Here is a 17,412-nt window from a genome sequence, read left to right as displayed (position 1 = left end):
GGAAAGTTCCGCCAAATTCGGGTAATTGCGCCCGCATTGCAAGCGGCGTTCGAAGCATATAGATGACGCCGATCCAGCGACTGCAAAGGCCCGATCCATGTCCGAACCGAAAAAGCTGTTTATCAAGACCTATGGCTGTCAGATGAACGTCTATGACAGCGAGCGCATGGCCGAGACGCTGGGCGGGCAGGGTTATGTCGAGACCAAGTCGGCGGATGATGCGGATATGATTCTGCTGAACACCTGTCACATCCGGGAAAAGGCGGCCGAGAAAGTGTATTCCGAACTGGGTCGGTTCAAGGGCCTGAAGGCCGAGAAACCCGATCTGAAGATCGGCGTTGCCGGGTGCGTAGCGCAGGCCGAGGGCGAAGAGATCATGCGCCGTCAACCGCTGGTCGATCTGGTGGTTGGCCCGCAAAGCTACCACCGCTTGCCCGAGATGGAGGCCAAGACGCGTACCGGGGCCAAGGCGCTGGACACGGATTTCCCCGAAGAGGACAAGTTCGAGAAGCTGAAGAACCGCCCCAAGGCCAAGCGCGGCCCGACGGCGTTTTTGACAGTGCAGGAAGGCTGCGACAAGTTCTGTGCCTTTTGCGTCGTGCCCTATACCCGCGGGGCCGAGGTCAGCCGCCCGGCGGATCGTATCATCCGCGAAGCGCAGGATCTGGTGGAACGTGGGGTCCGCGAAATCACCCTGCTGGGTCAAAACGTCAACGCCTATCACGGGGCGGGCCAAAATGGCGACATGACGCTGGCGGGTTTGATCTGGGAGTTGAACAAGGTTGATGGGCTGAAGCGTATCCGCTTTACCACCTCGCACCCCAACGACATGGCGGATGATCTGATCGAGGCACATGGCACCTGCGAGAAACTGATGCCGTATCTGCATTTGCCGGTTCAGTCGGGCTCCGACCGGATATTGAAACGGATGAACCGCAGCCACACGGCTGAAAGCTATCTGCGCCTGATCGAGCGTATCCGGGCGGCGCGTCCCGATATCGTTATGTCGGGTGACTTCATCGTCGGATTCCCGGAAGAAACCGAAGAGGATTTTCAGGCGACGCTGGATTTGGTTGAGCAGGTCAAATACGGCTATGCCTATTCGTTCAAATACTCGACCCGACCGGGTACTCCGGCGGCAGAGCGGGCGCAGGTGGATCCGGATGCGGCCGATGATCGTTTACAGCGCTTGCAGGCCTTGATCACGCGCCATCAACGCGAAATTCAGGATGCGATGGTGGGCCGGACGGTGCGTGTCCTGTTCGAAAAATCCGGGCGTCTTGACGGGCAGATGGTGGGTAAATCCGAGTATCTGCATTCGGTTCACGTCAAGGGCCCTGAAATAGCGGTTGGAGATCTGCGCGACGTTCGCATCACCGAATCGGGGGCAAATTCGCTGGCGGGTGAACTGCTTTAGGTTGACGATTATCCGTCGATGAATGGCCAATTGTGGTGTTTGTTTCCAAAATTTACCCTTGATTTATTGCTTGGAACTATGTTCCGACGAAGGTCAGATTTTTGACAGACGAATATGGAAGCGTCTTTCAATTGTCGTTGGGCGTCGAATCACAGGCCTTGTCGACGTGTGATGGAGGGTACGAGTGGAAGTTCTTAGGGCATTGAAAATACCGGGTCCCTGGCGTGTTTTGCCGGTGGCCTCGGTCGTGACCATTCTGGCCAGTGCGACCATGGCGGGGGATGTGATCGGGGATATCACCGAACCGGATGTGGTCAGCCCGTTGCGTTACAGCAGCGATGTCCAAGCGTTCTACCTTGGATTGGGGGCAGGTTACGGATCGGGCGGCGATGATCGCTTTGGCCTGAGGACCAGTACCGATGTTTTTGCGATTGGCGAACAGGACGTTAGCGGATCTTACGGTGAAATCCGCGGCGGTTGGCGGGGCGTTGTCCCGACAAGCCTGGGTCGAGACTATGTCTACGGGTTCGAGGTTGGCTACAATTTCGGCTCGTTGGACGATACTGTCTCAACGCAGATCGGCAGCGATACGGTGCGCGGCGGAACTGAGATTTCGAATGTGCTGTCCGTGCGCCTGCGAAATGGCCTGACCAACAAAAGCGGAGGTATCCTGTATTTCGTGAGCGTTGGATATGTCTGGGGCGATATCGAAACCACCAGCAGTATCTCGTCCGAATTCGCCAGCCAGTCGTTTGAAGACTCGGACCGCCGTGGAGGATTCTCGGCCAGTATCGGGGCCGAGCATAAGTTGAACGACAATTGGTCGATCACCGGAGAGTATGAATATATCCGCTTCGACTCGCGCGATGTGGATCTCGGATCCGACTTTTCCACCAAATCCACGCCCGGATATCAGGGGCTGAAATTTGGCCTCAACTATACGTTCTGACACGGGTCCTTGATGTCCTTTCGTGCTGGCCGGTTGGCGGTTTTGTCATCCGAATCGGAATTTTTGAATCTGTGGCTTGCGCCCACCAAGATTTGTTGTCTACGCTTGGGGTGAAACGCCAAGACAGGAGAACGGATTGGCCATCGGTGCCCTGACCCCACCGCAAGATGAAATGCCCCAGCGCGAGGCGTTTGTAGAGTTTCCCGATAACCGTTTGTTGATTGATCTTTGCGGCGAATATGACCGCAATCTGACGGACATCGAACACAAGCTTTCCGTGCAGATCGTGCGTCGTGGCAACCAGTTGGTTGTGATGGGCGAAGAGGATGCTCAGAAGCAGGCGATTGAGGTTTTGCAGTCGCTTTATGCCCGTCTGGAGGGTGGCCGCGACGTCGAAGCCGCCGATGTGGACCGCGAATTGCGCATGGGCAATTCCGAACAGGGCACGGGCAGTCGCGACGGCGATCAGCTTGAGATGTTCAAGGGCGGCGCGGTTGAGATCAAGACGCGCAAGAAACTGGTCGAGCCGCGCACGGATGCGCAAAAAGCCTATGTGCAATCGCTGTTCAACAACGAATTGGCCTTTGGCATCGGGCCGGCGGGGACCGGCAAGACCTATCTGGCCGTGGCCGTTGGCGTGTCGATGTTCCTTGGGGGACACGTGGATCGCATCATCCTCAGCCGCCCTGCCGTCGAGGCGGGCGAAAAGCTGGGCTATCTGCCCGGCGATATGAAGGACAAGGTCGATCCCTATATGCAGCCGCTTTATGACGCGCTGAACGACTTCCTGCCGGGCAAGCAGCTGGCGAAACTGATCGAGGAAAAGCGAATCGAGATCGCTCCGCTGGCGTTCATGCGCGGTCGCACGCTGGCCAATGCGTTTGTGGTGCTGGATGAGGCGCAGAACGCCACGACCATGCAGATGAAGATGTTCCTGACGCGATTGGGCGAGGGCAGCCGCATGGTCATCACCGGCGACCGGTCGCAGGTCGATCTGCCGCGCGGCGTGCAATCGGGGCTGGCCGATGCCGAACGGCTGCTGAAGACCATCCCGAATATCAGTTTCAACTATTTCACATCCAAGGATGTGGTGCGTCACCCGCTTGTCGCTGCCATTATCGAAGCGTATGAGGCCGATGCGGGCCGTGAGACAGGTTGATCCATGGCCCCGAGACGGGGCTTTGGGCTGACAATATGAACCTGGAAATAACAATCGAAGACCCGCGTTGGCAGGGGCTGGAGGCGTTGACCAAGCCAGCCATTGCGACGGTTCTGGAGTATTGCGCGTTAGACGCCGAAATCTGCGAGATCAGCGTCCTGGGCTGCGATGACGACCGCATCGCCCAGCTCAACGCTGAGTTCCGGGGCAAACCCACGCCCACGAATGTGCTCAGCTGGCCTGCCGAGGATCTTGCCGCCGAGGAGCCGGGCGGCAAACCCGACCGGCCCGAGTCGGATTTCACGGGCGAAATTGCGTTGGGCGACATCGCGATCTCATATGACACCTGCGCGCGCGAGGCTGCCGAGGCGGGGAAATCCACAGGTGATCACGTGACACATCTGATCATTCACGGAATGTTGCATTTGCTGGGCTATGATCACATTCGTGACCCGGATGCCACCTTGATGGAGGCTGTTGAGGTCGAGATACTTGGCAAACTGGGTATCGATAACCCATATAATGGATGAAGCGGGTACTTTCACCCGGACAATTGGAACAGGAAAATGGGCGACACAGACGGCAGTTCTAGGGCGGCGCACAGCGCGCAACCACAGGACAGCACCACGGAAATAGCTGAGAGAAGCGGTTTCTTTTCTCGGATTTTTGACGCGTTTACCGGTCAGGACGAAGATCAGGAAAGTTCTGTCAACGGCCAGCAGGTCGCGGCCCATCAGCCCCGAGGCATGATCAACCTGCGCCGGATGCGGGTCGAAGACGTTGCGATCCCCACGGCCGAGATCATCTCGGTTCCCTCGACAACCACCAAGGACGAGTTGGCGCAGCTGTTCCGCGAAAGCGGCCTGTCACGCATACCGGTCTATGAAGGGACGTTGGACACGCCGCTTGGGTTTGTTCACCTCAAGGATTTCGCGCTGACGCATGGGTTCAACGGCGGATCGGCCGAGTTCGATCTGGTGTCAATGCTGCGCACCTTGCTTTTTGTGCCGCCGTCGATGCCGATCGGTGTGCTGATGACCAAGATGCAAACCGAGCGCCGCCACATGGCGCTTGTGATCGATGAATATGGCGGCGTCGATGGTCTGGTCACCATCGAGGATCTGATCGAACAGGTCGTGGGTGAGATCGCCGACGAGCATGACGCCGACGAAGATCAGCTATGGGTTCAGGAAAAGCCTGGCTGCTACATCGTTCAGGCCCGCGTGCCGCTTGAGGATTTCGAGGCCGAGATCGGCCGGTCCCTGACCAGCCACGAGGATGTGGACGAGGAAGAAATCGACACTTTGGGCGGTCTTGTGTTCCTGCTGTCGGGTCGCGTGCCTGCGCGGGGCGAGGTCGTCCTGCACCCAGAAGGCCCCGAGTTCGAGGTTCTGGACGCCGATCCCCGGCGCATCAAACGCCTGCGTGTCATGCTGCCGGACGTGACTGCATGACCCCTGTCCGGGGCTGGCCCTTCAGCCTGAGATTTGTTGCAGCCGCCGCGTTGGGGGCGCTGGGCGCATTTGGTCTGGCCCCTTTCGGGTACTGGGTCGCCACTCTGCTGGCTTTTGTGCTGATAGCTCCGCTGTTCCTGTCATCTGAAACCCGTGCTCGTGCGGCTTGGTTGGGCTGGGCTTTTGCGACCGGATATTTCGCCCATGCTCTAAGCTGGATTATCGAGCCATTTCAGGTAGATGCAGAACGCCACGCCTGGATGGCCCCTTTCGCCCTTGTCTTCATGGCGGGTGGGTTGGCGCTGTTTTGGGCGGCGGCGTTCTGGGTCTCGCACGGGCGCGGGACCGCAATGCGACAGGCCCTGTTTTTGGCTTTGGCCCTGTCGCTTGCCGAGTTTGCGCGGGGATATGTGCTGACCGGATTTCCTTGGGCTGGACTGGCTCAGGTCTGGATCGATACGCCTGCAGCGCAGCTTTTGTCCTTGATTGGGCCTTACGGTCTGGGGGCGCTGATGCTGATGGTGACGCTTCCTGTTGGTGCGGCGCTGACGGGCCAGCGAACCGGGCGTGGGTTTCTTGTACCCGCCGTTTTTGTTGTGGCAAGCGTTGCGTTGACACTGGGCTATGCCGGTTCAAGGCCATCTGTTCTGAACACCGAAAACACAGTGCGGCTGGTCCAGCCAAACGCGCCTCAGCACCAGAAATGGGACCCGGCCTATGCGCCCTTGTTCTTCATGCGGCAGATCGAGTTCACCGCGGCCGAGCCGCGGCCCGATCTGATCGTTTGGCCGGAAACCGCGGTTCCCGCATGGCTCAGCAGCGCCGATCCATATCTCGAAGCCATTGCCGATGCGGCGCAGGGCACGCCCGTTGTGCTGGGCATTCAGCGCGGAGACGGCCCGCGGATCTATAACTCGATGATCTATCTGGATGAGGTTGGCGCGCGGACAGGGCTCTATGACAAGCACCATCTTGCCCCGTTTGGGGAATACATCCCGTTTGGCGATCTGCTCGGCCAGTTCGGCATTCACGGTCTGGCTGCAACGACGGGCCACGGCTTCAGCGCCGGTCCGGGGCCAGAGCTGTTGGACATTGGCGCCTTGGGCCGTGCCGTGCCGCTGATCTGTTACGAGGCCGTGTTCCCGCAGGACGTCAGCGGCGCGCCGGGGCGGGCGGATTTCCTGTTGCAGATCACAAATGATGCGTGGTTCGGCACCCGGTCCGGCCCCTACCAGCATTTGGTGCAGGCCCGTATGCGCGCCATTGAACAAGGCCTGCCCCTGATGCGCGCCGCCAATACCGGAGTGTCGGCGATGATCGATCCGCTGGGTCGGGTTACCGCGTCCTTGCCCTTGGGTGAGGCGGGCTATGTCGATGCCGTTTTGCCACAACCGCAGGCTCGGACCATTTATTCCCAAATCGGGGATAAAGCTGTCTTTGTCGCGCTATTGTTGCTTTTCGCCGGTGTCTTGGCCTTTGCCCGAAGGGGGCGATCTGAATTACCGATTGACCCGGTTTAACAAGGCGCGTATCCCCGCAAAAGCCTGTCACAACGGCTTCCTGGCGTGACAGAGAAATCTTAATGGAGCACTTTTATGTCCAGACAGAACTATACATTTACTTCGGAATCGGTTTCCGAAGGGCACCCGGATAAGGTTTGCGACCGGATCTCGGATGCCGTCCTTGACGCATTTCTGAATGAAGAACCCGAAGCACGAGTGGCGTGCGAAACCTTTGCGACCACGGATCGTGTCGTGATTGGTGGCGAAGTAGGTCTGTCTGATCAGGAAAAGCTGCACGACTATATGGGCCGTATCGACGAGATCGCGCGCGCCTGTATCAAGGATATCGGCTACGAGCAGGACAAATTCCACCACGAGACGGTCGAGGTGACGAACCTGCTGCACGAACAATCGGCCCATATCGCGCAGGGCGTGGATGCCTCGGGCGATAAGGACGAAGGTGCCGGTGATCAGGGCATCATGTTCGGTTACGCAACCACCGAAACGCCCGCGCTGATGCCCGCGCCGATCCAGTATTCGCACGCGATCCTGCGGCGTCTGGCCGAGGTGCGCAAGAACGGGTCCGAGCCTGCGCTGGGCCCCGACGCCAAATCGCAGCTGTCGGTTGTGTATCGCGACGGTAAACCGGTTGGCGTCAGCTCGATCGTGCTGTCGACACAGCATCTGGACGAGGCGCTAAGTTCTGCCGACATCCGCGCTATTGTTGAGCCTTACATTCGCGAAACTCTGCCCGAAGGCTGGTTGACCAACGAAACCGAATGGCACGTGAACCCCACGGGTAAGTTCGTGATCGGCGGCCCCGATGGCGATGCCGGTTTGACCGGGCGCAAGATCATCGTGGACACCTATGGCGGCGCGGCCCCGCATGGCGGCGGCGCGTTCTCGGGCAAAGACCCGACCAAAGTGGACCGCTCGGCTGCATATGCGGCCCGTTATCTGGCGAAGAACGTAGTTGCCGCGGGTATGGCCGAACGCTGCACCATTCAGCTCAGCTATGCGATTGGCGTTTCCAAGCCGTTGTCGATCTACGCGGACACGCATGGTACAGGGGAAATCTCGGATGCCGAGATTGAGCAGGCCGTCGGGCAGGTCATGGACCTGACCCCACGCGGTATTCGCCAGCATCTGCAACTGAACAAGCCGATCTACCAGCGCACCGCAGCCTATGGCCATTTCGGGCGCACACCTGATGCTGATGGTGGTTTCAGCTGGGAACGGACCGACCTGACGGATGCGCTGAAAGCGGCGGTCTGACCGTCCTGCGATCAAAAGGTGCGCCCTAACGGGGGCGCTCTTCCCTTTTTTGAAAATACCCTGGGGGTCGCTATTGGTTGCGCCATTGGTCCGCGAAACCAATGGCGACGGGCTGGCCCCCACCTCTGCCTCTTGCCACTCGTGAGTTGTCACAGTAAGGCGACCGCCATGAGCACCGAGACCCCCCAACGCCCCCGCAGAAACTTCTATGGCCGCTTCAAGGGCAAGACCCTGAAGCAGAGCCAGAAGACGTATCTGAACGAAGACCTCGACGCCCTGTCGCCCGGCGCGGTGGATTGGGAAAGCAACCCTGAACGCCACGCTCTGGACCTGAATACCCTGTTCGGTGGCAAGGATGTCTGGCTTGAGGTCGGCTTTGGCGGTGGTGAACATCTGGTGCATCAGGCCGCAAGCAATCCGGATATCGGGATCATCGGGGCCGAGCCCTATATCAACGGCGTCGCCATGTTGCTGGGCAAAATCCGTCAGGCCGGGGTCGAAAACCTGGCCGTACATCCCGGCGATGCCCGCGACTTGTTCGACGTTTTGCCTGAGGTGAGTATCTCACGCGCCTTCCTGCTGTATCCCGACCCCTGGCCCAAAACCCGGCATCACCGCCGCCGCTTTGTCACGCCCGAGCATCTGGAACCTCTGGCCCGCGCCCTGAAGCCGGGGTCGATCTTCCGGGTTGCGACCGACATTCCCGATTATGTTCGCCAGACGCTTGAGGAAGTCCCCCGCGCAGGGTTCGAATGGCTGGCCGAGCGCCCCTCGGACTGGCGCGAGCCGTGGGACGACTGGATTTCCACCCGGTACGAACAGAAGGCGCTGCGCGAAGGGCGTACGCCCCACTATCTGACGTTCCGTCGACTGGGTTAGCTGTCGTTCAGCGCAGGGAATGCACGCCCTTTGGCAAACCATGCGATCCCAAAGGCCCATAAGGCGATGGCCTCGACAAAGAAGGTCAGGTTCAGGCTGTTCCACCATTTAAGGAAACCCGGCCCGCCGATTTCGCCTTTGATCGCCAGCACCGCGACGCAGGCCAGAATGGTCAATCCGCAAATGCTGTAAAGCTTGTTGCGCCGCCGCTTGCTGTCGATCATCACGCCGTCCTTCTCGTGCCGTTGCGGGATGACCCGTTTCAGCACGATCAGGCAGTAGAGACCCAGATAGACGAACAGAATGCCTGCGGCGATCATGTGCCAGTTGCTGGCGGTGCTGAACAGGTTGAAAAAGCCTTGATCCGGTGCCTGTCCGACCTTGATGGGCGGGGCGTTCTTAACCTCGACAAAGACGCGCGACAGGAATGTCTGATGGCTTTCGCAGCCGCTGTCTAATGTGGGGACTGAGGCAACGATAAAAGCGCCGAACCCGGCGACGCTGCTCAGCGTGTCCTCAAAGAATGTATCACCTGTATAGGCGATCAGGAATCCACCAACGAAATAAAGCAACCCGACAAAGATCGCCCCCAGAAACTGGGCATAGTAGAAATGGCTGATACTGTCGCGAAAGCAGCTGCCGCCAAAGATTGCCCCGCCAGCCAGAATCAACGGCAGGCCGAAGGCAACGAGGCCGACAAGAAAAGCCAGCCTTTGTTCAATCTTGCTTTCAGGGCGCAGTGGATCTTTGGGGTGAAACAGGTCTCGGGGCCCTCGGGCCATCAGGGGTAAGGCGTCGGCCATGGCGTGTTCCTTCAATGTCAGGTTCAAAAATCAATCAAATCGAATGGCGGTATTGTAGCACCGAAGCGGCGTTTCTCACAGAATTAGCCGTTCGCCGGACCAAAGCGGCGTTTTGCGGGACCTTTGACGCTGGACCAACCGGTCCCAATTCGCTAAGCGGCTTGGGCACTGATAGCGCAAAAGGAGCCCCCATGTCCGGACACGGTACGCCCATTCCGATGACTTCGCATCCCTGCGGTCCGCTGACCGGTACTGCCGAAGTCCCCGGCGACAAGTCGATCTCGCACCGGTCCTTGATTTTGGGCGCGATGGCGGTTGGTGAGACAAGGATCTCGGGCCTTCTGGAGGGCGAGGACGTTCTGGACACCGCCAAGGCCATGCGCGCCTTCGGGGCCGAGGTGACAGATCACGGCGGCGGCGAATGGACCGTTCACGGTGTGGGTGTCGGCGGTTTTGCCGAACCCGATCAGGTGATCGACTGCGGCAACTCGGGCACCGGCGTGCGGCTGATCATGGGTGCGATGGCGACCTGCCCGATCACGGCGACCTTCACTGGCGATGCCAGCCTGAACAAACGGCCGATGGCGCGGGTTACGGATCCTCTGGCGCTGTTCGGGGCGCAATCGGTGGGCCGTTCGGGTGGGCGTTTGCCGATGACCATCGTGGGCGCGGCAGAGCCTGTGCCGGTGCGCTATGAGGTTCCCGTGCCTTCGGCGCAGGTGAAGTCGGCTGTTCTGTTGGCCGGTCTGAACGCGCCCGGCAAAACCGTGGTGATCGAGCAAGAGGCCACGCGCGACCATTCCGAACGGATGCTGGCGGGCTTCGGGGCCGAAATCACGGTTGAGGACACCGATGAGGGGCGGGTCATCACCCTGACCGGTCGCCCCGAGTTGAAACCGCAGGTCATTGCCGTGCCGCGTGATCCCTCCAGCGCGGCCTTCCCCGTCTGCGCGGCGCTGATCACGCCCGGCTCGGACGTGCTGGTTCCGGGCATCGGCCTGAACCCGACCCGCGCGGGCCTGTTCACCACGCTGCGCGAAATGGGTGCGGACCTGACCTATGAGAATGAGCGTGAAGAGGGCGGCGAACCGGTTGCCGATCTGCGCGCGAAATACTCTCCGAATATGCAGGGGATTGAAGTTCCGCCCGAGCGCGCGGCGTCGATGATCGACGAATACCCGGTGTTGTCCGTCGTTGCGGCCAACGCCACCGGCACCACCATGATGGGCGGCGTGAAAGAGCTGCGCGTCAAGGAAAGCGATCGGATCGACGCGATGGCGCGCGGCTTGCGGGCCAACGGCGTCACGGTGAACGAAGGCGACGACTGGTGGTCGGTTGAGGGGCTGGGCATTGGCAACACCCCCGGCGGCGGCACCTGTGAAAGCTTTCTGGATCACCGCATTGCAATGTCCTTCATGATCCTTGGGATGGGCGCCAAGAGCCCTGTGACGGTGGATGATGCGGGCCCGATTGCGACCTCGTTCCCGATCTTCGAGCCTTTGATGGCGCGCCTTGGGGCGCAGCTTGTCAGAAACAATCGGTAAGTCGGACAATGACAAGCAGTTTCACCGTTGCGATTGATGGTCCGGCTGCGGCGGGCAAGGGCACAGTATCAAAGGCCGTCGCGGCGCATTTCGGGTTTGCGCATCTGGATACGGGGCTTCTGTACCGCGCGGTTGGCCGCCGTACGCTGCAAGGTGTGGAAGCTGTGGAAGCGGCGCAGTCCCTGACGGCAGAAGAACTGGATCAGGGTGATCTGCGCACGGCAGAAATCGCTCAGGCCGCGTCCAAAGTGGCTGTGATCCCCGAGGTACGAGCCGCATTGGTTGATTTCCAGCGTGCCTTTGCCCGGCGGGCAGGGGGGGCGGTTCTAGACGGGCGCGACATTGGTACCGTGATTTGCCCGCAGGCCGAGGTGAAACTGTTCGTCACCGCCAGCCCCGAGGTGCGGGCGGAACGGCGGTTTCTGGAACTTCACGCCAAAGGGGCCGACGTGACGCGGGCACAGGTGCTTGAGGATGTGCGCGAGCGCGATGCCCGCGACGCCGAACGCAGCACAGCCCCGATGAAAGCGGCGGATGATGCCGTTCTTCTGGATACGTCCGACCTGAGCATCGACGAAGCCCTGGCCGAGGCGCTTGCGGTGATAACAAAGAAACTGCCCGCGACACGGTAGCGACGCGGGCAGATCGGTCAGATTACAACTCGCCCACGGCGATGCTTTGAATCTTTGACCACTGATCGTCAGCAGTTTTCGCCGTTCCCGCAACATCTTTCAGGAAGGCGGCGCGGGTTTCGGCGTTCAGGAACAGATACAGCTTGCCATCTGCGACCAGATATTGATCCGGGTCGCCGTCGAACTTCTTGCCGACCGAAACACCAAACGAGCAGAAGCCACCATGTTGTGGCAGGAAGGCGGCTGGGTTGGCCTCGAACGCTTCGCGGTTTGCGGCGGTGGTAAAGTAGTAGGACGCCCCGTCATAGGTGGCGGAATGGGTCGCAAAACCTTCGACCGGGTTGCCGTCATTGACCAGCGCAACAAGGTCGACTCCGTGGGCGGCCAATGGCGCTCCGGCGGCCGAGATGCCGTTGGACACATTGATTTCATCTGCCGCAAAAGCGGGTGCGGCGGCCAGCGGCAGGGTTGCGATCAGAGAGGTCAAAACAAGTTTCTTCATGGTGTAGTCCTTTTCATTTTCTTTTTCGGGCCGAACCGGGTGTCGGCCTGTGAAACAGACATAGAGGCGGGGTTTTGAACGCGTTATCGCAGGAAGGCCCGCGTTTTTTGCAGATCGTTCAAACCTGCGGGCCTTGCATAAAATCCTGTTCACTAAGCTTTGTTTGGTCAGGGGCCATGGCAGCGCCTATGGTTAGCTGGACACTTGCAGGAGATTGATCATGATCCGCCTCGCCCTTGCGCTGATGTTACTGGCCGGAAGTCTTGCCGCCCAAGAGGCTGAGCCTCCGATGGATTATGAAAGGCTGGGCAAGATCCTGTTTGCCCTGGACCCCGAGGCGCAGCCGATTGGGCCGGGGTTTCAGCTTACAATCTCGGACGTGCCGGTTTTGGTTGTCACCGATGTCAGCACCAATCGGATGCGCGCGATGGTGGCGGTTCGCAGTGCCGATGAGCTGTCGAAAGAGGAACTTCACCGCATGATGCAGGCCAATTTCGACACCGCCCTTGATGCCCGTTATGCGATTGCCAACGGAACCGTTTGGGCGACGTTCATCCACCCGCTTGCATCCTTGCAAAAGGACCAGCTGATCTCGGGTCTGGCGCAGACAGTGAATATCGCTGCGACCTATGGCACATCCTACACCGGCGGCGCGATTCAATTCGGTGGCGGCGACAGCGATGAGTTGCAGCGGCAGCTGATCGAGGATCTGCTGAAGAAGGGCGAGGAAATCTAGGGGTTTACGTTGAACTTGATGCTTGTCGCTTGCAGCGTTCACAGGTCCGGGCAGTGTAGGAACCCCCAACAAAATATAGCGTCATAGACCCTAGCTGGACACAAGAATGATGCTATAGTCTCCCATAGCAAAAAAGGGACAGCTGCTACAAAAACCCCAAACAATAAGGGGAAGCAGCCATAAAATCCCCCAAGCCAACAGGGACAGAAATACATGAACAATCGTTTGCGCAAAATCACCATCGTGGGTGGCGGCACGGCGGGATGGATGACCGCGCTTATCCTCGAAATGGTGCTTTCCCGCACGTCCGCCCCCAAAGACCGCCCGCGCATCTGCCTGATCGAAAGCCCCAATATCTCGACCGTGGGTGTGGGCGAGGCGACAGTACCGCGCATGCCGGTCACACTGCGTCAGGCGGGTATTTCCGAGCGTGACTTTTTCCGTGAAACCAATGCCTCGTTCAAGCTGGGCGTGAAGTTCTGCAACTGGAACAAAGACGCCAAGGGCAATCGGATCGACTACGTAAACCCCTTTGCCCATGGGCAGTTGCTTGAGGGGTTGGAGGCCGCCGAGTATTTCCTGCGTTTTGGCAATGGGGATCGGGACTTTACGCAATCGATCTCACCTCATGACGATCTGGCCCGTCTGTGCAAAGGCGCGCGGGCCTTGGGGCAGCCGGAATTCGAGCAGCGCTTTGGCTATGCCTATCATCTGGATGCCGTGAAATTTGCAGGCATGCTGACTAAGGTCTGCACCAAGCGCGGCGTCGAACATATTCAGGATGAGGTGCAGGCGGTCGAACTGGACGAGCAGGGCAATGTCAGCCACCTGATGCTGGAACGCAAGGGCCGCCATGACGTCGAGATGGTCATAGATTGCACCGGCTTCCGCGGATTGATCATCAATCAGGCCCTCGGCGAGCCGTTCAAGGACTACTCTGAATACCTGCCGAATGATCGCGCCATGGCGTTGCAGGTCGAACATCCCGATCCGGAAAAGATCGAAAGCGTCACGCGGTCGACTGCATTGGGTGCGGGCTGGACGTGGCGGGTGCCGCTCTATAACCGTGTGGGCACCGGATATGTGTATTCGTCGGCGCATCGGACCGATGATCAGGCGGCGGATGAATACCTTGAATGGCTGGGCGACAGCGGCAAAGGTCTGACGCCGCGCGTCATCCCGATGCGCGTCGGGCGCGTGCGCAATGCCTGGGTCAAGAACTGCGTCGCTATCGGCCTGTCCGGTGGATTCATCGAGCCGCTGGAAAGCACCGCGATCCACATGATCGACCACGCCGTCCGCTGGTTTGCCGAGCATCTGCCCACGCGGGACATCGAGCCGCAGTTGCGCGACAGATACAATCGGCAGGTGAACAAGCTGTATGACGAGGTTCTGGATTTCATCTGTCTGCACTACCGGTTGGGCAACCGCACGGATGATCAATATTGGATCGACGCGCGCACCGAGATGAAAATCCCGGATCGACTGGCCGAGAATCTGGAACTGTGGCAGCACCGCCTGCCGATGGAACACGATATCGAGTTTGCAACGCTTTTCAATTTCCGCGTCTATCAGACGGTGCTTTTGGGCAAACAGGTCTATGACACGGGATATGGCACCGGCATTCGGGATCGTATTCGTCCGTTGAAAAAGCCGATCTGGTTCCAGTGGTGGAAGGGCGCGAAAGTGGACCTTGCGCAGATCCTCAAGACGATGCCGGACCACAAGACCCTGCTGCGCGATATCCGGGGTGAGCTGAAGCGACCTGCCTTTGACAAGGCCGTTGCGGCGAAACCTACAGTGGCGATGCCCGGTACGGCTCCGGCGCCGCTGGTGGTGCAGAACATGCCGAACCTTGCCGAGATTCAACGCGGCGAGAAGGACTTGCAGTTGTTCTAGCAAGCCCTTCGGGTGCGCGAAAAACCAAGATGGTGACGGTTTACGCCGGTACAGGCACCGGCGTCCGCTCACCCAGCAGATAGCGGATCACATCGATGTAGTCGAAGGCAAGCGAGATCACGATTGTCAGCAGGGCGAAGCGGATGATCCATCGGGGCGGCGTCGGCATATCGGCGCGGGCCTGCTGGAACCACAGGTAAATGGCCAGCGGTGTCCAGAACGGGATATGGCCCAGCCCCATCAGCCGGACATAGCCCATCTGAGTGAAGATAAACTTGACCCCCAGCGCCGCCAGCACGGTGCCGACGACCGTGATAACCGCGACAAGGCGCGATTGCCGCCAGATCAGCAGGGCAAATGGCAGGATGAAGGCCCCGAGGGTCAGGATTTTCATCCAGATCTGAATCCACTGTGGCTGCTGTGAAACGATAAGGTCGAACTCTCCCATGGGGCAACGGCTCCGTGTCTTGTTGTGATTGACCGTCAGGTGCCGTGTCCCGTCTGCGGGTGCAACCGGACACGCGCGGCATCAAGTAATTGTGAAACCGGCAAGTTCGGGCATGTCTTCGGGCGCAGATGGCTTTCGACTTGCGGGACCGGACCCAACCCGCTATAGAGCACCCGTCTTAACACGGGCGGTCAACGTCCGGATGACGTATCTGAGCAGGGCCGGGTCACCTCGGCCCTTTGTGTTTGTTTAATCGGATGCGCCCCGGATCACGCCTGAAGGCACCATGAAACAAGACCGGCGGAGACAACCGCTCGGCCAGCAAAAACGTATGTAAAGGAAAACAACGCCACATGGCTAACGCATCCATGGAGGAATTCGAAGCCCTCCTGAATGAAAGCTTCGAAATGGACACACCCGAAGAGGGTTCTGTTGTCAAAGGCAAGGTTCTGGCGATCGAAGCCGGCCAGGCCATCATCGACGTCGGCTACAAAATGGAAGGCCGCGTTGATCTGAAAGAATTCGCAAATCCCGGCGAAGCCCCTGAAATCGCTGTTGGTGACGAGGTCGAAGTTTACCTGCGCGCCGCAGAAAACGCCCGTGGCGAAGCCGTCATCTCGCGTGAGATGGCCCGCCGTGAAGAGGCATGGGACCGTCTGGAAAAAGCATATGCCGACGACCAGCGCGTCGAAGGTGCAATCTTTGGTCGCGTCAAAGGTGGCTTCACCGTCGATCTGGGTGGCGCGGTTGCGTTCCTGCCCGGCTCGCAGGTTGACGTCCGCCCCGTGCGCGACGCTGGCCCGCTGATGGGTCTGAAGCAGCCATTCCAGATTCTGAAAATGGACCGCCGCCGTGGCAACATCGTTGTGTCGCGTCGCGCCATCCTGGAAGAATCGCGTGCCGAACAGCGTGCCGAAGTGATCGGCAACCTGTCCGAAGGCCAGACCGTCGAGGGTGTTGTCAAGAACATCACCGAATACGGTGCATTTGTTGACCTGGGCGGCGTTGACGGCCTGCTGCACGTCACCGACATGGCATGGCGTCGTGTCAACCACCCGTCCGAGATCCTGACGATCGGCGAAACCATCAAGGTTCAGGTCATCAAGATCAACAAAGAGACCCACCGCATCAGCCTGGGCATGAAGCAGCTGCAGGAAGATCCGTGGGATCTGGTTGCTGCCAAGTACCCGCTGGGCTCGGTCCATCAGGGTCGCGTCACCAACATCACCGACTACGGCGCGTTCGTCGAACTGGAAGCTGGTGTCGAAGGTCTGGTGCACGTGTCCGAGATGTCCTGGACCAAGAAAAACGTCCACCCCGGCAAGATCGTTTCGACCAGCCAGGAAGTCGACGTCATGGTTCTGGAAATCGACGGCGCCAAGCGTCGCGTGTCTCTGGGCCTGAAGCAGACCATGCGCAACCCGTGGGAAGTGTTTGCAGAAACGCACCCCGAGGGCACCGAAGTCGAAGGCGAAGTCAAGAACATCACCGAATTCGGTCTGTTCATTGGCCTCGAAGGCGACATCGACGGCATGGTTCACCTGTCCGACCTGTCCTGGGACGAACGTGGCGAGGATGCGATCCAGAACTACCGCAAAGGCGACGTCGTTCAGGCGGTTGTCTCGGAAGTGGACGTCGAGAAAGAGCGTATCTCGCTGTCGATCAAAGCCCTGGGCGGTGACAAGTTCGCCGAAGCCGTGGGCGGCGTGAAACGTGGCTCGATCGTGACCGTCGAAGTGACCGCAATCGAAGATGGCGGCATCGAGGTGGAGTACGAAGGCATGAAGTCCTTCATCCGCCGTTCGGACCTGAGCCGTGACCGCGCTGAACAGCGCCCCGAGCGTTTCAACACTGGCGACAAGGTCGACGTCCGCGTCACCAATGTCGACAGCAAGACCCGCCGTCTGGGCCTGTCGATCAAGGCACGCGAGATCGCCGAAGAGAAAGAGGCCGTGGAACAGTACGGTTCCTCCGACTCGGGCGCATCGCTGGGCGATATCCTGGGTGCAGCGCTGAAATCGGGCGACTAAGCCCGGGCGCAGTCCCAAACATGAATTACGGCCTCGCGCACCCGCGCGGGGCCGTTTTTGTTGCGAATCAATATGTTCCGATTCATCGGCTTATTCGGGGTATCGCTCGCGCATTAAGTGTGGAAAACGGGAAAACTGGCAAAAAATCGCGTGAGTCCGCGCCAAATTCCCATGCCTTCGCCC

General features: G+C 59.4%; 16 protein-coding genes and 1 riboswitch. Of the genes, 13 read left to right on the top strand and 3 right to left on the bottom strand.

Going from position 1 to position 17,412, the window contains the following annotated elements:
* The first annotated feature begins 97 nt into the window (after positions 1-97).
* The 8 genes from miaB to trmB all read left to right on the top strand — a co-directional run bounded on the left by miaB (position 98) and on the right by trmB (position 8,635).
* Positions 98-1,417 (top strand): tRNA (N6-isopentenyl adenosine(37)-C2)-methylthiotransferase MiaB, encoded by a 1,320-nt coding sequence (miaB, locus tag ACR0KJ_RS12800; RefSeq protein WP_170454444.1) that lies wholly within the window; start codon positions 98-100, stop codon positions 1,415-1,417.
* Positions 1,418-1,601: 184 nt separating this feature from the next.
* Positions 1,602-2,366 carry an outer membrane protein gene (locus ACR0KJ_RS12795; protein ID WP_480626850.1) on the top strand — a complete coding sequence of 255 codons (765 nt, stop codon included), beginning with the start codon at positions 1,602-1,604 and terminating at the stop codon, positions 2,364-2,366.
* Between the two features lie 136 nt (positions 2,367-2,502).
* A complete protein-coding gene (locus tag ACR0KJ_RS12790; RefSeq protein WP_170520443.1) occupies positions 2,503-3,525 on the top strand; it encodes a PhoH family protein in 1,023 nt (340 codons plus the stop codon).
* A gap of 35 nt (positions 3,526-3,560) precedes the next feature.
* Positions 3,561-4,055: an rRNA maturation RNase YbeY gene (ybeY, locus tag ACR0KJ_RS12785; protein ID WP_480626849.1), complete on the top strand. Its 495-nt coding sequence runs from the start codon at positions 3,561-3,563 to the stop codon at positions 4,053-4,055.
* Between the two features lie 36 nt (positions 4,056-4,091).
* Entirely contained in the window at positions 4,092-4,979 is an 888-nt protein-coding gene (locus ACR0KJ_RS12780) for a hemolysin family protein (RefSeq protein ID WP_170454429.1), read from the top strand.
* Positions 4,976-6,499 carry an apolipoprotein N-acyltransferase gene (gene lnt, locus ACR0KJ_RS12775; protein ID WP_480626848.1) on the top strand — a complete coding sequence of 508 codons (1,524 nt, stop codon included), beginning with the start codon at positions 4,976-4,978 and terminating at the stop codon, positions 6,497-6,499. Before ACR0KJ_RS12780 ends, lnt begins: the two co-directional genes overlap by 4 nt.
* Before the next feature lie 21 nt (positions 6,500-6,520).
* A riboswitch (SAM-SAH riboswitch) is annotated at positions 6,521-6,569 on the top strand.
* 5 nt (positions 6,570-6,574) lie between these two features.
* A complete protein-coding gene (gene metK / locus ACR0KJ_RS12770; protein WP_480626847.1) occupies positions 6,575-7,756 on the top strand; it encodes a methionine adenosyltransferase in 1,182 nt (393 codons plus the stop codon).
* A 168-nt stretch (positions 7,757-7,924) separates the two neighbouring features.
* Positions 7,925-8,635 (top strand): tRNA (guanine(46)-N(7))-methyltransferase TrmB, encoded by a 711-nt coding sequence (trmB, locus tag ACR0KJ_RS12765; protein WP_480626846.1) that lies wholly within the window; start codon positions 7,925-7,927, stop codon positions 8,633-8,635.
* On the opposite strand, the gene ACR0KJ_RS12760 is transcribed toward trmB, so the two are convergent.
* The gene (locus tag ACR0KJ_RS12760; RefSeq protein WP_170520454.1) at positions 8,632-9,438 is read right to left on the bottom strand and encodes a hypothetical protein; all 807 of its coding nucleotides are present in this window, start codon (positions 9,436-9,438) and stop codon (positions 8,632-8,634) included. The genes trmB and ACR0KJ_RS12760 overlap by 4 nt on opposite strands.
* A gap of 191 nt (positions 9,439-9,629) precedes the next feature.
* Between ACR0KJ_RS12760 and aroA the strand changes: the two genes are divergently transcribed.
* Both aroA and ACR0KJ_RS12750 read left to right on the top strand, forming a co-directional pair.
* Positions 9,630-10,982 carry a 3-phosphoshikimate 1-carboxyvinyltransferase gene (aroA, locus tag ACR0KJ_RS12755; protein WP_170454419.1) on the top strand — a complete coding sequence of 451 codons (1,353 nt, stop codon included), beginning with the start codon at positions 9,630-9,632 and terminating at the stop codon, positions 10,980-10,982.
* A gap of 8 nt (positions 10,983-10,990) precedes the next feature.
* Positions 10,991-11,614: a cytidylate kinase gene (locus tag ACR0KJ_RS12750; protein WP_170454417.1), complete on the top strand. Its 624-nt coding sequence runs from the start codon at positions 10,991-10,993 to the stop codon at positions 11,612-11,614.
* Between the two features lie 22 nt (positions 11,615-11,636).
* Here the strand turns inward: ACR0KJ_RS12750 and ACR0KJ_RS12745 are convergent, their stop codons facing one another.
* The gene (locus ACR0KJ_RS12745) at positions 11,637-12,116 is read right to left on the bottom strand and encodes a YHS domain-containing (seleno)protein (protein ID WP_170454416.1); all 480 of its coding nucleotides are present in this window, start codon (positions 12,114-12,116) and stop codon (positions 11,637-11,639) included.
* 220 nt (positions 12,117-12,336) lie between these two features.
* On the opposite strand from ACR0KJ_RS12745, the gene ACR0KJ_RS12740 reads away from it, so the two are divergent.
* Entirely contained in the window at positions 12,337-12,852 is a 516-nt protein-coding gene (locus ACR0KJ_RS12740) for a hypothetical protein (RefSeq protein ID WP_170454415.1), read from the top strand.
* A 213-nt stretch (positions 12,853-13,065) separates the two neighbouring features.
* A complete protein-coding gene (locus ACR0KJ_RS12735; protein ID WP_170454413.1) occupies positions 13,066-14,751 on the top strand; it encodes a tryptophan halogenase family protein in 1,686 nt (561 codons plus the stop codon).
* Between the two features lie 40 nt (positions 14,752-14,791).
* On the opposite strand, the gene ACR0KJ_RS12730 is transcribed toward ACR0KJ_RS12735, so the two are convergent.
* Positions 14,792-15,199: a hypothetical protein gene (locus ACR0KJ_RS12730; RefSeq protein WP_480626845.1), complete on the bottom strand. Its 408-nt coding sequence runs from the start codon at positions 15,197-15,199 to the stop codon at positions 14,792-14,794.
* A gap of 353 nt (positions 15,200-15,552) precedes the next feature.
* On the opposite strand from ACR0KJ_RS12730, the gene rpsA reads away from it, so the two are divergent.
* The gene (rpsA, locus tag ACR0KJ_RS12725; protein ID WP_170520458.1) at positions 15,553-17,229 is read left to right on the top strand and encodes a 30S ribosomal protein S1; all 1,677 of its coding nucleotides are present in this window, start codon (positions 15,553-15,555) and stop codon (positions 17,227-17,229) included.
* Positions 17,230-17,412 lie beyond the last annotated feature (183 nt).

Source organism: Ruegeria sp. AD6 (genome assembly GCF_056542325.1).
This window is presented reverse-complemented; position numbering and strand designations above follow the sequence as displayed.

What these genes read in the sequence shown, in the direction of transcription:
- miaB (WP_170454444.1), top strand. Translation starts at nt 98, where the DNA reads ATGTCCGAACCGAAAAAGCTGTTTATCAAGACCTATGGCTGTCAGATG.
- ybeY (WP_480626849.1), top strand. Translation starts at nt 3,561, where the DNA reads ATGAACCTGGAAATAACAATCGAAGACCCGCGTTGGCAGGGGCTGGAG.
- ACR0KJ_RS12780 (WP_170454429.1), top strand. Translation starts at nt 4,092, where the DNA reads ATGGGCGACACAGACGGCAGTTCTAGGGCGGCGCACAGCGCGCAACCA.
- lnt (WP_480626848.1), top strand. Translation starts at nt 4,976, where the DNA reads ATGACCCCTGTCCGGGGCTGGCCCTTCAGCCTGAGATTTGTTGCAGCC.
- metK (WP_480626847.1), top strand. Translation starts at nt 6,575, where the DNA reads ATGTCCAGACAGAACTATACATTTACTTCGGAATCGGTTTCCGAAGGG.
- trmB (WP_480626846.1), top strand. Translation starts at nt 7,925, where the DNA reads ATGAGCACCGAGACCCCCCAACGCCCCCGCAGAAACTTCTATGGCCGC.
- ACR0KJ_RS12760 (WP_170520454.1), bottom strand. Translation starts at nt 9,438, where the DNA reads ATGGCCGACGCCTTACCCCTGATGGCCCGAGGGCCCCGAGACCTGTTT.
- aroA (WP_170454419.1), top strand. Translation starts at nt 9,630, where the DNA reads ATGTCCGGACACGGTACGCCCATTCCGATGACTTCGCATCCCTGCGGT.
- ACR0KJ_RS12750 (WP_170454417.1), top strand. Translation starts at nt 10,991, where the DNA reads ATGACAAGCAGTTTCACCGTTGCGATTGATGGTCCGGCTGCGGCGGGC.
- ACR0KJ_RS12745 (WP_170454416.1), bottom strand. Translation starts at nt 12,116, where the DNA reads ATGAAGAAACTTGTTTTGACCTCTCTGATCGCAACCCTGCCGCTGGCC.
- ACR0KJ_RS12740 (WP_170454415.1), top strand. Translation starts at nt 12,337, where the DNA reads ATGATCCGCCTCGCCCTTGCGCTGATGTTACTGGCCGGAAGTCTTGCC.
- ACR0KJ_RS12735 (WP_170454413.1), top strand. Translation starts at nt 13,066, where the DNA reads ATGAACAATCGTTTGCGCAAAATCACCATCGTGGGTGGCGGCACGGCG.
- ACR0KJ_RS12730 (WP_480626845.1), bottom strand. Translation starts at nt 15,199, where the DNA reads ATGGGAGAGTTCGACCTTATCGTTTCACAGCAGCCACAGTGGATTCAG.
- rpsA (WP_170520458.1), top strand. Translation starts at nt 15,553, where the DNA reads ATGGCTAACGCATCCATGGAGGAATTCGAAGCCCTCCTGAATGAAAGC.